The 14,472-nt window shown below is 65.9% G+C and carries 14 protein-coding genes, 1 tRNA gene and 1 pseudogene; 6 read left to right on the plus strand and 10 right to left on the minus strand.

Annotated features, from left to right (window positions below; all coding sequences use genetic code 11):
- Window positions 1-20: 20 nt before the first annotated feature.
- Both K0O64_RS07840 and tpx read right to left on the minus strand, forming a co-directional pair.
- The gene (locus K0O64_RS07840; RefSeq protein ID WP_071946998.1) at window positions 21-461 is read right to left on the minus strand and encodes a hypothetical protein; all 441 of its coding nucleotides are present in this window, start codon (window positions 459-461) and stop codon (window positions 21-23) included.
- A 215-nt stretch (window positions 462-676) separates the two neighbouring features.
- A complete protein-coding gene (gene tpx / locus K0O64_RS07845) occupies window positions 677-1,171 on the minus strand; it encodes a thiol peroxidase (RefSeq protein WP_071946997.1) in 495 nt (164 codons plus the stop codon).
- A 286-nt stretch (window positions 1,172-1,457) separates the two neighbouring features.
- Here tpx and K0O64_RS30155 point away from each other — a divergent pair, with 286 nt between their 5' ends.
- Together K0O64_RS30155 and K0O64_RS07850 are read left to right on the plus strand one after the other, a co-directional pair.
- A complete protein-coding gene (locus K0O64_RS30155; RefSeq protein WP_257786468.1) occupies window positions 1,458-1,586 on the plus strand; it encodes a hypothetical protein in 129 nt (42 codons plus the stop codon).
- 136 nt (window positions 1,587-1,722) lie between these two features.
- A complete protein-coding gene (locus K0O64_RS07850; protein WP_071946995.1) occupies window positions 1,723-1,992 on the plus strand; it encodes a WhiB family transcriptional regulator in 270 nt (89 codons plus the stop codon).
- A 20-nt stretch (window positions 1,993-2,012) separates the two neighbouring features.
- Here K0O64_RS07850 and K0O64_RS07855 read toward each other — a convergent pair whose 3' ends face one another.
- Genes K0O64_RS07855 through K0O64_RS07865 form a run of 3 tightly spaced genes read right to left on the minus strand, consistent with a single transcriptional unit; the run spans window position 2,013 to window position 5,609 of the window.
- On the minus strand, window positions 2,013-3,380 hold the full coding sequence (locus K0O64_RS07855) for a macrolide-binding ATPase MABP-1 (protein WP_096310625.1): 1,368 nt from the start codon (window positions 3,378-3,380) through the stop codon (window positions 2,013-2,015).
- 1 nt (window position 3,381) lies between these two features.
- Window positions 3,382-4,188, minus strand: a complete 807-nt coding sequence (locus tag K0O64_RS07860) for a bacteriocin biosynthesis cyclodehydratase domain-containing protein (RefSeq protein WP_071950016.1) — start codon at window positions 4,186-4,188, stop codon at window positions 3,382-3,384.
- A gap of 59 nt (window positions 4,189-4,247) precedes the next feature.
- Window positions 4,248-5,609, minus strand: a complete 1,362-nt coding sequence (locus K0O64_RS07865) for a zinc-dependent metalloprotease (protein ID WP_096310629.1) — start codon at window positions 5,607-5,609, stop codon at window positions 4,248-4,250.
- 133 nt (window positions 5,610-5,742) lie between these two features.
- Between K0O64_RS07865 and K0O64_RS07870 the strand changes: the two genes are divergently transcribed.
- From K0O64_RS07870 to K0O64_RS07880, 3 genes are all read left to right on the plus strand, one after another.
- On the plus strand, window positions 5,743-6,765 hold the full coding sequence (locus K0O64_RS07870) for a YlbL family protein (RefSeq protein WP_220046266.1): 1,023 nt from the start codon (window positions 5,743-5,745) through the stop codon (window positions 6,763-6,765).
- A 103-nt stretch (window positions 6,766-6,868) separates the two neighbouring features.
- Complete coding sequence (locus K0O64_RS07875) at window positions 6,869-9,874, plus strand: UPF0182 family protein (RefSeq protein ID WP_220046267.1); 3,006 nt, start codon at window positions 6,869-6,871, stop codon at window positions 9,872-9,874.
- A 12-nt stretch (window positions 9,875-9,886) separates the two neighbouring features.
- On the plus strand, window positions 9,887-10,798 hold the full coding sequence (locus K0O64_RS07880; RefSeq protein WP_220046268.1) for a ribonuclease Z: 912 nt from the start codon (window positions 9,887-9,889) through the stop codon (window positions 10,796-10,798).
- Here the strand turns inward: K0O64_RS07880 and K0O64_RS07885 are convergent.
- On the minus strand, window positions 10,795-11,436 hold the full coding sequence (locus K0O64_RS07885; protein ID WP_220046269.1) for a hypothetical protein: 642 nt from the start codon (window positions 11,434-11,436) through the stop codon (window positions 10,795-10,797). The genes K0O64_RS07880 and K0O64_RS07885 overlap by 4 nt on opposite strands.
- A 183-nt stretch (window positions 11,437-11,619) precedes the next feature.
- On the opposite strand from K0O64_RS07885, the gene K0O64_RS07890 reads away from it, so the two are divergent.
- Window positions 11,620-11,693 (plus strand) — tRNA-Met (locus tag K0O64_RS07890).
- 49 nt (window positions 11,694-11,742) lie between these two features.
- On the opposite strand, the gene K0O64_RS07895 is transcribed toward K0O64_RS07890, so the two are convergent.
- The 4 genes and pseudogenes from K0O64_RS07895 to K0O64_RS30280 form a co-directional block, all read right to left on the minus strand.
- Complete coding sequence (locus tag K0O64_RS07895; RefSeq protein ID WP_220046270.1) at window positions 11,743-12,351, minus strand: integrase core domain-containing protein; 609 nt, start codon at window positions 12,349-12,351, stop codon at window positions 11,743-11,745.
- A gap of 13 nt (window positions 12,352-12,364) precedes the next feature.
- Window positions 12,365-12,832: pseudogene (locus tag K0O64_RS30275) on the minus strand (helix-turn-helix domain-containing protein); the annotation flags it as partial.
- A 77-nt stretch (window positions 12,833-12,909) separates the two neighbouring features.
- Window positions 12,910-14,265, minus strand: a complete 1,356-nt coding sequence (locus K0O64_RS07905) for an IS256-like element ISMgi5 family transposase (RefSeq protein WP_220045588.1) — start codon at window positions 14,263-14,265, stop codon at window positions 12,910-12,912.
- Between the two features lie 27 nt (window positions 14,266-14,292).
- Window positions 14,293-14,424, minus strand: coding sequence for a sigma factor-like helix-turn-helix DNA-binding protein (locus tag K0O64_RS30280; RefSeq protein ID WP_350355562.1), 132 nt, complete (start codon window positions 14,422-14,424; stop codon window positions 14,293-14,295).
- Window positions 14,425-14,472: the final 48 nt, after the last annotated feature.

The following is a 14,472-nucleotide window of genomic DNA, read 5'->3' on the forward strand; positions in this document are numbered from 1 at the left end:
GCGCCGTCGAGCGTGTTGCGTTATCCCGGACCGTAATTGACAGTCCGTGTGGTCGTGTTGGTGCCGTTGAGGGTGGCACCGGCCGTGCCTTGACCGGTGTAGCTGTCGACCCCGCCGACGCCCAGACTGGCCGTATTGTGTGGGTTGTTCGCCGTGGCGCCGCCGGTGTAGCTGGACGGTCCTCCGACGCCCACGGAGGCGCCCGAACAGATGGCGGCGGTGGAGGTACCCGTATACGTCGACGGGTCACCGCAGAAGCCGTTGGACGTCGATCCGCCCGTGTAGCTGGACGTCCCCCCGACGCCGAGCGTCGGTCCGGCGCCGGCGCCGGTCACTGCCCCCGATTCGCCGTCCGCCGGCATCAGGTCAGGGACGGCCGAGGCGACAGGAGGACCGGTCAAGAGAATCACTGCGGCGCTGACGGCCGCCTGCATCGCGAGAATGATTTGCTTGTTGTTCATCTTCAGGCCCCGATCTGTTCGGCTTTTAGCCGTCTTAATGTGCTAAGGGCCTGAGGTTACGCCGGTGTCCACCCTGTTCGTGGGGTTTGCAGCTTCAGCTGTGGGTTGAACGTAAAACTCCGCGGTACCGCGGCTCGAAAGCGGCGGTACCGCGGAGAACGTGAGAGAGCAGAGGGTGCTCAGAGCACGGCGGCGGGCCGCCGTGCCGCACCAGATCAGCCCAGGGCGGAGAGGGCTGCGTCGTAGTCGGGTTCTTGGCCGATCTCGGGGACGAGCTCGGTGTAGGCCACCTTGCCGTCGGCGCCGACGACGACGACCGCGCGGCCGAGCAGTCCGGCCATCGGTCCGTCGGTGATCGTGATCCCGAAGTCCTCACCGAAGCTGCTGCGGAAGGCCGACGCCGCCACGGCGGTCTCGATGCCCTCGGCACCGCAGAACCGCTTCAGCGCGAACGGCAGATCCTTGGACACGTTGACCACCGAGGTGCCGGTGCCTGCCGCGCGCTCATTGAAGGTCCGCACACTGGTGGCGCAGACCGGGGTGTCTACCGACGGAAAGATGTTGAGCACCACGGCTTTTCCGCCGAACTGGCCGCTATCCACGTCGCCGAGGTCGGTGCCGGTCAAAGTGAAGTCGGGGGCCTGGGCGCCGACGGCGGGCAGGTCTCCAACGGTGTTGATCGGGTTTCCACGCAGGGTTATCTGTGCCATGGGAATAAGTTTCTCACCGACCGCCGTTGCCGCTCTTGGCCGGGTCAGTTCCGATGGCATATGGGGTTGCCCCGATGGTCGGCCCAGGCCGTCCGAAAGCTAAAACCGCAGGTCAGAAAATCGCTTGTGGCGAAATCGTGTTAGGGTTTAGCCTCGAAACCGAAATCCTGTGCCGATCGATGGCTACAGGGCGGCATGACGAAAGGAGGGGCCGACGATGATCAGCAGCACTACGGACTTTGGCGTAGCTGGCATGCCGCGTCGTGCGTGGTCCTTCCGTGCCGTCATGGCAACCCCCGCGCATCACGCTATTGGCGCCTCGGGCGCCGGCGCCGCCGCCGCTATTTCGGCGCAGCGTAAGCGTCGCGCCAACGCCGCCCCGACCATCGCGTCCGTGGACAGGAGCTTCATCTAGGAAAGCTCCCAGACACAGCCAACTGGCCACGGACCCGAAGTCAAAGGATCCGTGGCCTTTCTCGTTTCCACCCGATTCCTGGCCCGGATCCCCCGAAGAGATACAGCTATTCGACCAGGAAGCAGGTGAGCGAGACATGTCGACATCGACAGTCCGCCAGGAGAAGCTGCCGGTGTTGCCGTGCCACGTCGGGAATCCCGACTTGTGGTTCGCCGAGAGTCCCATGGATCTGGAGCGCGCCAAGGTGCTATGCGGGGAATGCCCGATCCGGCGGCAATGCCTTGCCGCCGCACTGGACCGCGGTGAGCCGTGGGGAGTTTGGGGCGGCGAGATCATCGAGCGCGGCAGCGTCGTGGCGCGTAAGCGGCCACGCGGGCGTCCGCGCAAGGATGTGATCGCGGCCTAGCGGTGTCGGGCCCGAGTCGGTTAGTGCGCCGGCTCGGGTTCGACAAATCCCGGAACGAATTTCGCGGCCAGTTCCCGCGTCGGCACGTGGGCGTCGAGCTGGCAGGAGATCGCCACGGTCGACGCGATCACGCGCAGCGGGATCGCCAGCTTGGCGGGCAGGTCCATCGACCGGGCGGTCTTGATCTGCTCGGCCGAGACGTTCATATTCGCCGCGGCCATCTTCTGCAGCCAGCGGCGGGTGTAGTGGAACACCTCGACCTCGATCGGTTCCACGTATTGGCGCAGCATGTCGTCGATTTCGCGCACCGAGACCTGCTCGCCCTTCTGGATGAAGCCGACCCGTTCCATCGTCGGCAGCAGCTCGTCGTACTTCTTGTCGCGAGCCAGCGAGATGATCTGGCCGATCTCGATCGGCAAGCCGTTCGGCAGCGGGCCCACCGCACCGAAGTCGATGACACCCATCCGGCCGTCGGGCATCATCATGAAGTTTCCGGGATGCGCGTCGCCGTGCATCATGCCGAGCCGGCCCGGGGCATCGAAAGTGAGCTCGATAAGCCTTGTGCCACAAAGGTCTCGCTCTTCAGGAGTGCCCTCACGGATGATGTGCGACATCGGCACACCCTCGATCCACTCGGTGATCATCACCTTCGGCGAGCTGGCAATCACGTGCGGCACAAGGAAATGCGGATGACCGTCGTAGGCCTTGGCGAACGCACGCTGGTTGTCTGACTCCAGCCGGTAGTCCAGCTCCATCTCGGTGCGCTCGATGAGTTCATCGACCACACCCTGCACGTCGGCGCCCGGCGCGAGCTGCTTGAAGACGCTGACCAGTCGTTGCATGGTCTTCAGGTCTGCGCGCAGCGCTTCGTCGGCGCCGGGGTACTGGATCTTGACCGCGACCTCGCGGCCGTCCGACCACACCCCCTTGTGCACCTGGCCGATGCTGGCCGACGCAACGGGCTTGTCGTCGAACGACTGGAAGCGCTCACGCCACTTGGTGCCGAGCTGGCCGTCGAGCACTCGGTGCACCTTGGCCGCGGGCAGCGGCGGGGCGTCTTTCTGCAGCTTGGTCAGGGCCTCGCGGTAGGGCTCGCCGAACTCCGGGGGGATGGCGGCTTCCATCACCGACAGCGCCTGGCCGACCTTCATGGCCCCGCCCTTGAGCTCACCGAGCACGGTGAACAGCTGGTTGGCGGCCTTCTCCAGCATCTCGGCCTGGACCTCGTCTTTCGACTTGCCAGTCAGCCGTTTGCCCAAGCCCAGCGCCGCCCTGCCGGCGAAGCCGACCGGGATGGTCGCCAGCTTGACGTTGCGGGCCGCGCGGCCGCGCTTGATGTCTGCCACCAGACCATCATCCCTGACGGCGTCCTTCTGGCAACCACCGATGTCAGCATTCGCAGCGCGGATGCCGTGACCAGCGGCGAGCCGTGATCGTGTTGTTACTCACATCGACCTGCAGGGTGGTGTTCAGCGTCGCCGGGGGAGCGCCCGCGGCCTCTTGCCCGCGCACCGCGGTGATGATGCGCTGCAGCTGACCGAGGGCTACGGCGGCAGTTGCCAGCACGGTCGGACGGTCGGCGCAGCCGATCACGTCTCGTAGCTGAGCAGCCACCGCCGGCCAGGCCCCGTCGCGGTCGGTCCGGTGGAGGTCGGCACATGCCAGACAGCTCGTGACGCCGGGGATCACCAGCGGGCCGACCAGACCGGCGCCGTCCCGCACGCGGACCGGCAGGTGCGGGACTCCGACGCTGTGCAGGTCTCGCACCAGCCGAGGATCGGCCACCAGATAATCGGTCAGCACGACCATGTCGGCGCTGGCCGCGGACACCGATGCACCGGTGTGGCTGGTGTGGGCGATCCGCGCCCCCGAACAGCGCAGCGTCTCGACCAGCAGATCGGAGAGCGGGCCGGTGCCGTGCACGCGGATCGACAGCGCGCGCGGGGTGCTCTGGCAGGAGCGGCCGCGGACAACGCCGCTGTTCTCCAGCGCTTCCAACAGCTGATCGAGGGTGTCAGCCATCCCGTGGGTGACGGCCAGCTGCTGCAGCTCAGCCTTGCCGAGGGGAACCTGCATGCCACGTAGCAGCGACGCCAACGCCGTGGGCGTCACGCCGTCGGGCGGCCGGACCAGCACGGCGCGGCGTGGATCCCAGCCGACCTGCACCGCGTCGTCGGGTCGCAACAGCACCGGCATCGCCGGGTCGAGCGCATACAACACCTGCCGACTGTGGCACCACGAGAGTGCCGCGCGAATCAGCTATCCACAGGTCCGTCGTCGTCCTTCTTGTCGGACTCGGCTTCCTTCTGGAATTCCGCGATCGCCGAATCGATGTCCAGGCCGCTGGTGTCGCCGCCGATGATCCGGTCGATGAAGCCGGCCGGCTCATCGAGGTCGTTCGAGCTGGGCAGCAGGTCGGGGTGCTGCCAGACGCCGTCGCGGGCGTCGATGCCGACGGCGTCGGTTAGGCGCTCCCACAGCACGGCGGCTTCGCGCATCTTGCGGGGCCGCAGTTCCAGGCCGACCAGTGTCGCGAACGTCTGTTCGGCCGGTCCGGCGGTGGCCCGCCGGCGCCGCAGCATCTCCGACAGCGCGGCGGTACCGGGAATGCGGTCGCCGAGCGCGGCGGTGACGACGGTCTGCACCCAGCCCTCGATCAGGGCCAGCAGAGTTTCCAGACGTTCGAGGGCGGCCGTCTGCTCCGGGGTGGCCTTCGGCTCGAACATGCCTTGGCTCAGCAGCTGCTCCATCGCGGCCGGGTCGGTCAGCGCGGCCGGGTTGATGCCCTGCGCCAACTCCTCGAGGCCACTCATGTCGATCTTCATGCCCTTGGCGTAGGCCTCGACGGCGTTGAGCAGCTGGCTCGAGAGCCACGGCACGTGGCTGAACAGCCGGTGATGGGCCGCCTCGCGGGCGGCCAGGAACGTCAGGATCTCGCTGCGCGGCTGCTCGAGGCCTTCGGACAGCGTTTCGATGGCTTCGGGCATCAGGGCCGCCACGCCCGTCGGGCCCAGCGGCAGACCGATGTCGGTCGACGTCAGCACCTCGCGGGACAGCTTGCCCAGGGCCTGGCCGAGTTGCGAGCCGAACGCCATGCCGCCCATCTGGGTCATCATCGCCAGCAGCGGACCGGCCATCGCCTTGGCTTCTTCGGGCAGCGACTGCGCCCACACCGACGAAATTTGCTCGGCCATCGGGTCGCACAGCCGCTTCCAGCGGTCCAGGGTGCCGTCGACCCAGTCGTTGGGGGTCCAGGCGACAGCCTTGGTCGCCCCGGCGGGCAGCGCGGTCGCACCGTCGAGCCAGGTGTCGGCCAGGTGCACGGCGTCGGCGATGGCGGTGCTGGTGGCCGACGGGATGGGCGCGACGAAACCGATCGAGCTCGACGCCAACTGGCGGGCCACGTCGTAGTTGACCGGTCCGGAGCCGCCGGCCATCGGGTTGCCGGCGCCACTGAACATCTGGCCGAGTTTGGTGAAGATCTGTCCGAGGTCGGCCATGTTGAAGTCGCCGCCGGCGAAACCGAACGGGTCGCCGGAGCCGGGGTTCGGATCCTTTTTCGGCTTGTCGCGGTCGGGGTCGTCTCCCGCGGAGAAGCCGAAGGGCAGGTCAGGCATGTCTCAACCGTACTCATCCCATGTCGCGGGCGGGTAACTGGCGATCACGCTCTCAGTGAACCGGGGCCGCCGGCGGCTCCGGCTATTTCCCCGGGTCGCTGCGCTCCTGCCCGCCGCATCTAATGTTGGCGGCGTGAACAGGCGGATTCTGACGCTGCTGACGGCGCTCGTGCCGATCGTCGTCTTCGGCGTGCTGCTGGCTGTCGTGACGGTGCCCTATGTGTCGCTGGGTCCCGGACCGACGTTCGACACGCTCGGCGAGGTCGACGGCAAGCAGGTGGTGGCTATCGACGGCACCGACACCCATCCGACCTCGGGGCACCTCAACATGACCACCGTCGCCCAGCGCGACGGGCTGACCCTCGGGCAGGCGTTGACGCTGTGGGTGTCCGGCCGCGAGCAGCTGGTGCCGCGAGATCTGGTGTTCCCGCCGGACAAGTCGCGCGAGGACGTCGAGAAGGATCAGGACGCCGACTTCAAGCGGTCCGAGGACAGCGCTGAGTACGCGGCACTGGGGTTTCTGAAGTACCCGTCGGCGGTGCGGGTGGAGAAGGTCAACGATCCGGGACCGTCGGCAGGCAAGTTGCAGGACGGCGACGCGATCGACGCCGTCGACGGTAAGCCGGTAGCGAACATCGCCGAGTTCACGGCGCTACTGAAGGCCACCAAGCCGGGCCAGGAGATCGTCATCGACTACCGCCGCAAGAACGCCCCGCCGGGCGTCGCGCGAATCACGTTGGGCAACAACCAAGACCGTGATTACGGCTATCTCGGGGTGGCGGTGCTCGACGCGCCGTGGGCGCCGTTCAAGATCGACTTCAACCTCGCCAACATCGGCGGACCGTCGGCGGGATTGATGTTCAGCCTGGCCGTCATCGACAAGCTGACCACCGGTGACCTCAACGGATCGAAGTTCATCGCCGGCACCGGAACGATCAGTGCGGACGGCAAGGTGGGCCCGATCGGGGGCATCACTCACAAGATGCTGGCCGCTCAGGAGGCCGGTGCCACCGTCTTCCTGGTGCCCGCCGACAACTGCGACGAAGCCAGGTCCATGCGTGACGACAGCATGGAATTGGTGAAGGTCGACACGCTGACCAGCGCAGTCGATTCCCTGCACACGCTGACCTCCGGCGGCCGTCCGCCCAGCTGCTAGCGCATTGCTGCAGGACAGCACTGTTGTTGCAATGCGTAGAGTTGTGGCCGTACTGCTGCCTCGGCGCGGCGTGGCCGCCCGACAAGACTCAGGAGCCTGACAGGTGAGTATGCGGCCCGGCGCCCGGATGCCGAAGCTGACTCGGCGCAGCCGGATTCTGATCGGTATTGCGCTCACGGTTGTCGTGCTGTTGTTGGTGGGGCCACGACTGGTCGACGCCTACGTGGACTGGCTGTGGTTCGGCGAGCTGGGTTACCGCTCGGTGTTCTCCACCGTGCTGGTCACCCGCATCGTCGTCTTCTTGGTGGCCACGTTGGTGGTGGGGGCGATCGTCTTCGCCGGCCTGGCCCTGGCCTACCGCACCCGGCCCGTGTTCGTGCCGACCGCCGGACCCAACGATCCGGTGGCCCGCTATCGCACGGCGGTGATGGCCCGGCTCAAGCTGTTCGGCATCGGGGTGCCCGCGGTGATCGGGTTGTTCTCCGGCGCGATCGCGCAGAGCTACTGGGCGCGGGTGCAGCTGTTCCTGCACGGCGGCGATTTCGGGGTCACCGATCCGCAGTTCGGCAAGGACCTCGGCTTCTACGCCTTCGATCTGCCGTTCTACCGGTTGGTGCTGACCTATCTGTTCATCGCGGTGTTCCTGGCGTTCCTGGCGAACCTGGTCAGCCACTACATCTTCGGTGGCATCCGGCTGGCTGGTCGCAGCGGCGCACTGAGCCGTCCGGCGCGCATCCAGCTGGTCGCGCTGATCGGAACGCTGGTGCTGCTCAAGGCCGTTGCCTACTGGTTCGACCGCTACGAGCTCCTCAGCCACACCCGCGGCGGAAAGCCGTTCACCGGCGCCGGCTACACCGATATCAACGCCGTGCTGCCTGCCAAGCTGATCCTGATGGCCATCGCGCTGATCTGCGCGGCGGCGGTGTTCTCCGCACTCGTGCTGCGCGACTTGCGAATTCCGGCGATCGGCTTGGTGCTGTTGCTGCTGAGCTCGCTGATCGTCGGCGCCGGCTGGCCGCTGGTGGTCGAGCAGATCAGCGTCAAACCGAATGCGGCGCAGAAGGAAAGCGAATACATCAGTCGCAGTATCGCCGCGACCAGGCAGGCCTACGGGCTGACGACCGACCACGTGACGTACCGCGATTACAGCGGCACCGCGCCGACCACCGCCCAGCAGGTCGCCGCCGACCGGGCGACGACGTCGAATATCCGGGTGCTGGATCCGACGATCATCAGCCCGGCGTTCACCCAGTTCCAGCAGGGCAAGAACTTCTACTACTTCCCCGACCAGCTGTCGATCGACCGCTACCAGGGTCCCGACGGCGATCTGCGCGACTATGTCGTCGCCGCGCGTGAACTCAACCCGGACCGGCTGCAGGACAACCAGCGGGATTGGATCAACCGGCACACCGTCTACACGCACGGCAATGGATTCATCGCCTCGCCCGCCAACACGGTTCGCGGAATTGCCAACGATCCCAACCAGAATGGCGGCTATCCGGAGTTCCTGGCCAGCGTCGTCGGCGCCAACGGCAACGTCGTCTCGCCGGGTCCGGCCCCGTTGGATCAGCCGCGGGTCTACTTCGGCCCGGTCATCTCCAACACCGCTGCCGACTACGCGATCGTCGGCAAGAACGGCGCCGACCGCGAATACGACTACGAGACCAACACCGAGGCCAAGAACTACACCTACACCGGCACCGGTGGCGTCCCGATCGGCAACTGGCTGGCCCGCACCGTGTTCGCCGCCAAGTTCGCCGAGCGGAACTTCTTGTTCTCCAACGTGATCGGCAACAACAGCAAGATCCTGTTCAACCGCGATCCCGCGCAGCGGGTAGAGGCGGTGGCGCCGTGGCTGACCACCGACAGCAGTGTGTATCCGGCCATCGTCAACAAGAGGATGGTGTGGGTCATCGATGGCTACACCACGCTGGACAACTATCCGTACTCGGAGTTGACGTCGTTGTCGTCGGCCACCGCGGACTCGACCGAGGTGGCGGTCAACCGGTTGGCTCCGGACAAGCAGGTGTCCTACATCCGTAACTCGGTGAAGGCCACCGTCGACGCCTACGACGGCTCCGTCACGCTGTACGCGCAAGACGAGAGCGACCCGGTGCTCAAGGCGTGGATGGCGGTGTTCCCGGGCACGGTCAAGCCGAAGAGTGAGATCACTCCGGATCTGGCTGCGCACCTTCGCTATCCGGAGGATCTGTTCAAGGTGCAGCGCATGCTGCTGGCCAAGTATCACGTCGACGACCCGGTGACGTTCTTCTCCACCTCGGACTTCTGGGACGTGCCGCTGGATCCGAACCCGACGGCCAGCAGCTATCAGCCGCCGTACTACATCGTCGCCAAAGACCTTGCCCGGAACACCAATTCGTCGTCATTCCAGCTGACCAGTGCGATGAACCGGTTCCGGCGCGACTTCCTGGCGGCCTACATCAGCGCCAGTTCCGACCCGGAGACCTACGGGCGGATCACGGTGTTGACGATCCCGGGTCAGGTCAACGGCCCGAAGTTGGCGTTCAACGCGATCAGTACCGACACCGCGGTCAGCCAAGACCTCGGTGTGATCGGTCGCGACAACCAGAACCGAATACGCTGGGGCAATCTGCTCACCCTGCCGGTGGGGCAGGGCGGCCTGATCTACGTGTCGCCGGTGTACGCCTCACCCGGAACCAGTGACGCGGCGTCGTCGTATCCACGGTTGATCCGTGTCGCGATGATGTACAACGACAAGGTCGGCTACGGCCCAACGGTCAGCACCGCACTCGACGGCATCTTCGGTGCCGGCGCGGGCGCGACGGCCACCGGTCCGGCGCCGGCCACCGGGCCGGGTAGCCAGCCGCCGGGCTCTCGTCCGCCGGCGGCCGCGCCGGCACCGGTACCGGGCAGCGCGCCGGAGGTACCCACGCCGCCAGTCGCGGTGACGCCTGCGACGCCGGGTGTGCCGACGACGTTGTCACCGGCGAAATCCGCTGCGCTGCAAGACGTCGAGACGGCGTTGGGTGCGGTGCAGGAGGCCCAGAAGAACGGCAACTTCGCCGACTATGGCGATGCGCTGCAGCGCCTCGACGACGCGATGAAGAAGTACGAGGCCGCCAAGTAGCAAAGGCGCGGTATGCGTGAGTTGGTTGTGCTCGGCACTGCCAGTCAGGTGCCGACCCGCTACCGCAACCACAACGGCTACCTGCTGCGCTGGGACGACGGGGGTTTCCTCTTCGATCCCGGCGAGGGTACCCAGCGGCAGATGATGCTGGCCGGTGTGTCGGTCAGTGCGGTGAACCGGTTGTGCCTCACGCACTTTCACGGCGATCACTGCCTCGGGATGCCCGGTGTGATTCAACGGGCATCGCTGGACGGCGTAGCGCATCCGCTCGTCGCGCACTTTCCGGCGTCAGGTCAGGAGTATTTCGACCGGCTGCGGCATGCCTCGGTGTTCTATGACCGCGTCGATGTGCGGGAAGAACCGGTGACGTCTCCCGGGACCGTTGCGGTCGGGGCGTTCGGGGTATTGGAAGCTGCGGCTTTGGAGCACTCGACGGACGTGTTCGGCTACCGGCTGGTGGAACCGGATGGTCGGCGATTCGTACCGGAGTTGTTGTCCCGCTTCGGGATCAACGGGCCGTCGGTCAGTGAGCTCGGACGGGCTGGGTCGTTACGGGTGGGGGACCGGGTGGTCGACGTGGCGGAGGTCAGTGAGCCGCGGCGGGGGCAGCGGTTCGCGTTCGTGATGGACACCCGGCTCTGCGACGGCGTGTATGCGCTCGCCGACGGTGCCGACATGTTGGTGATCGAGGCGACGTTCCTGACCGAGGACGAGGATCTGGCGCACCGGTACGGGCACCTGACGGCTCGGCAGGCGGCCTCGGTGGCCGCCGACTGTGGAGTGGGCACGCTGGTGCTGACGCACTTCTCACAGCGCTATCCCGACGCTTCAGCGCGGTATGCGGATGAGGCGGCCGCGGTGTTCTCCGGCGACATCGTGGTGGCCGAGGATCTGATGCGGGTTCCGGTGCCTGCGCGTCGTTAGGGAGCGGTGGGCAGTCCGACGCGCAGGGCGATGTCCTGCTTCTGGCCGACGTTGGTGATGAAGTCGGCCGAGGCGGGCTGGCCGGGCAGGCCGTCGAACTCGACGCGGGCCAGGGTGGAGCCTTCGGTGAACAGCAGGACGCTGACGGACTTCTTGCCGTCGGGGGAGTTGCCGGAGACGACGGTTCCGCCGGTGCCGACGAACGAGGGCTGCGGGGGGCCGGGGGTGACGGCCTTCTCGAGGCTGGCTTGGGCCTCGGCGAGGGCTGAGGGGCCGGCGGCGGGGTTGTCGAGGGCGACGAGCAGGATGCTGACGGCCTTGGTCTGGTCTTGGTTGACGAGGAGCACCTCGGCGCCGGGCCGGCTGTCGGGGTTCGGGGTGGGCGGCTGGTCGACGTAGATGTCGCCGGCGCCGGAGATGTCGCGGGCCTGAAGTAGCAGTCGCGTGTAGTTGATCGGCGCAGCGACGGGCTTGGCGCTTGTGGTCGTTGTGGTCGCGCTGACGCCGGGTAGGGCGGGGATCGATGCCGCGGGTTTGCTTGTGTTGAGCCCAGATTGGTTGTCGCAGCTGGTGACCCCGAGGGAAACGGCGGCAACCATCGCGATCGCGGCGAAGCGGGTGGCGTGTTGTCGTTTCATCTCCTTCGAGCCTGTCGACTTCTGCTCTGAGACGCAAGTGAATACCGGGGTCGTGTGACGAACTCGTGACGGCTTTCTCACGGCTATCTCGCGGCGTTTACCAAGTTGCGCGGGCAACGATTGTGCCTCTGAGCACTCGATTTGGAAGCTCTGCTCGCCGTTGGGTAACGTTGCGTTCACCGACGCGGGGTGGAGCAGCTCGGTAGCTCGCTGGGCTCATAACCCAGAGGTCGCAGGTTCGAATCCTGTCCCCGCTACTATTGTGATGTCTCGAGACATCGGAATAGCTCTGAGCCTGCTTTGGGTTCAGGGCTTTTTCCGTTTGGGGCCTTTGGGGGCTCCGGTGGGTTGGTAGTCCCTGGTGGGGTCGAGGGTGAGGTCGCGCAGTACTTCTCCGGTGGCGGCGTTGATGACGGTGATGTGGTGGTCTTGGGCCAGGATCAGGACGCGGGTTCGGTAGTGGTGGCGTCCGATGCCGATGTGGTGCAGGCGGCCGTTGACGCGCAGGGTGACTGACCCGGCTTGGTCGACGCGGTCGGTGCGCACGCGGTTGTGGGTGTCGATGCGGCTTGCTGGGTTGGCTTTGGGTCGGCTGGTGTAGATGGTGGCGGGGGTGGCCCGGTGGGGTAGTGATCGGTGTGGGCGGCGGTGGTTGTACTCGTCGACGAAGGCGTCGATCTGGGTTTGCAGCTCGGTGATGCTGGCCGCGGGTGGTTGCTTGGTGAGTGCTTTTTTGAGGGTTTGGTGGAAGCGCTCGACTTTCCCGCAGGTGGTGGGGTGGTTGGGGGTGGAGTTGATTTGGCGGACTTGCAGGTGGCGCAGCTCGGCTTCGAAGTGGTTGCGTCCGCCTTTGCCGCCGGCGAGGCGGGTGGTGAACACCATGCCGTTGTCGGTCAGTGTTGAGTATGATGCCATGGCGGGCAACGGCTTTGCGGAATTCGTCGAGGACGATGGGCCCGGTGACGCGGCGGTGGGCGGTCACGGATAGGGCGTAGCGGGAGTGGTCGTCGATCCAGCACAGGATCTCGGTGTGGGTGCCATCGGTGAGCCACCAGTGGGTGAAGTCGGCTTGCCAGCGTTCGTTGGGTTGTTCGGCGGCGAAGCGGATGTAGGAAGTCTTGGGTCGTTTACGCGGGTTGGGTTCGACCAGGCCGGCGGCGTGGAGGTGTCGGCTGATCGAGGCTGCCGACACGATCAGTTGGTGGTGGTGTTGTAGGTGCCAGGCGATGGTGTGCGGACCGTTGTCGAGGCCTTTGCCGGCCAGGGTGGCGCGCAATTCGATGATCAGATCGATGGTGGCCTGCGGTAGTCGGGTGGGGCTGCTGTGGGGCCGGCGTGAGCGAGGTTTGAACGCTGCCTCGCCTTCTTCGGTGTAGCGGGCGATGAGCCGGGAGATCCAGCCCTGCGATAGAGCCTGTCAAGTTATCTGTGTAAGTCGCCTATCCGATTCGTCCTGAATGTGTGTTGCTGTGTTTAGAGATAGCGTTCGATGCGGTCTGGGTAGACCAGGCTGAGTTGTTCGAGTGCTTTCTTCCAGTTGGTGACTACCTGTCCTTCCACGAGGCGCCCAGGGGCTGTTCGGCAGAGCTTCTTGCCGCGTTCTTTGGCCCGCTCGGCGGCGCGTTTGTCCTCGATGTTGCAGATCGCCAGCCACAGCAGTTTCACGACCGAGGCGTCGTTGGGGAACTGGCCGCGGTTCTTGATGACCTTGCGCATCTGGTAGTTCAGCGATTCGATCGAGTTCGTCGTGTAGATCACCCGACGCAACTCCGGCGGAAACGCCAGGAACGGGATGAACTGCTCCCAGGCCCGTTCGAAAGCCTTTGTCACCGTGGGGTTCTTCTTGCCCAACTCCGAGGTCGTGAACGCCTGCAATTCGGCGTGGGCGGCATCAGCACTGGGCGCGGTGTAGATCGGCTTCAGTGCTGCGGCTACGGCCTTGCGGTCACCGTAGGACACAAACCGCAAGGCGTTGCGGATCAGGTGCACCACGCACGTCTGAACGGCCGCTTGTGACCAGGTCGCCGCGATCGCCTCCGGGAACCCGGTCAGTCCGTCGCAGCACACGATGAGCACGTCCTTGATGCCGCGATTGGCCAGATCCGAGCACACCGACGCCCAGAACGACGCTCCCTCGGTGGGCTGAACCCAGATGCCCAGGACATGCTTGACGCCGTCCATATCCACGCCCACGGCGATGTGGGCGGCCTTGTTGCGGGTGTGGCCGCCGTCTTTGACCTTCACGATCATCGCGTCGAGGTAGATCACCGGGTACAGCGGTTCCAGCGGCCGGCGCTGCCAGCTGAGTACCTCATCGGAGATCTCGTCGACGATCTTAGAGATCGTCTCATGCGACACCTCGGTGCCAATCGTAGAAGCCAGGTGAAATTGGATGTCGCGCAATGTCATTCCACCGGCGTACAGGGAGATGATCATGTCATCGAGCCCACCGATCCGGCGGGCGCCCTTAGGGACCAGCGTCGGGGTGAACGAGCCGTCGCGGTCTCGTGGAACCTCCAGGGCCACCGGCCCGGCCTCAGACTGCACCGTTTTGGGTGAGTGGCCGTTACGGGCGTTGGGCATCGCCCGCCCGATGGGATCGCCCTTCTCATAGCCCAGATGCTCGGTGAGCTCAGCGGCCAACCCGCGCTCCAGAGCCAGCTTGATCAACCCAGGTAGCAGCCCGCCCTCACCGGTCAGGGCAACCTCGCCGGAGTCGACCTGAGCCAGCAGCTCATCGACGGCACCCGAGGCCCGAAGCGCCTCGGCCATCTCCACTGTGGACCCCGCCTCGACCAGCGATGAATTCACGTCCTTGCCTGTCGTCACGTCCTGCGATCCTTCCGTTAACAGGACTTACACAGACCATTTGACACGCCCCTGCGATACCCCGTAATCCCGGGCGACCTGCGACTGTGAGCGGCCCTCAACAAGCACCGCGGTGATGACCAACCGAGCCTTCGACACCAGCCGAAACTGGCCCACCACCTATTCCGATGTCTTGAGACACCCCATTCCGATGTGAACCGCCCTGGG

The sequence above is a fragment of the Mycolicibacterium pallens genome, from assembly GCF_019456675.1.
Lineage (GTDB): Bacteria > Actinomycetota > Actinomycetes > Mycobacteriales > Mycobacteriaceae > Mycobacterium > Mycobacterium crocinum.

Coding starts and splice junctions, on each gene's coding strand:
- K0O64_RS07840 (WP_071946998.1), bottom strand. CDS start 461: ATGAACAACAAGCAAATCATTCTCGCGATGCAGGCGGCCGTCAGCGCC.
- tpx (WP_071946997.1), bottom strand. CDS start 1,171: ATGGCACAGATAACCCTGCGTGGAAACCCGATCAACACCGTTGGAGAC.
- K0O64_RS30155 (WP_257786468.1), top strand. CDS start 1,458: ATGGCAACCCCCGCGCATCACGCTATTGGCGCCTCGGGCGCCGGCGCC.
- K0O64_RS07850 (WP_071946995.1), top strand. CDS start 1,723: ATGTCGACATCGACAGTCCGCCAGGAGAAGCTGCCGGTGTTGCCGTGC.
- K0O64_RS07860 (WP_071950016.1), bottom strand. CDS start 4,188: ATGCCGGTGCTGTTGCGACCCGACGACGCGGTGCAGGTCGGCTGGGAT.
- K0O64_RS07865 (WP_096310629.1), bottom strand. CDS start 5,609: ATGCCTGACCTGCCCTTCGGCTTCTCCGCGGGAGACGACCCCGACCGC.
- K0O64_RS07880 (WP_220046268.1), top strand. CDS start 9,887: ATGCGTGAGTTGGTTGTGCTCGGCACTGCCAGTCAGGTGCCGACCCGC.
- K0O64_RS07885 (WP_220046269.1), bottom strand. CDS start 11,436: ATGAAACGACAACACGCCACCCGCTTCGCCGCGATCGCGATGGTTGCC.
- K0O64_RS07895 (WP_220046270.1), bottom strand. CDS start 12,351: ATGGCATCATACTCAACACTGACCGACAACGGCATGGTGTTCACCACC.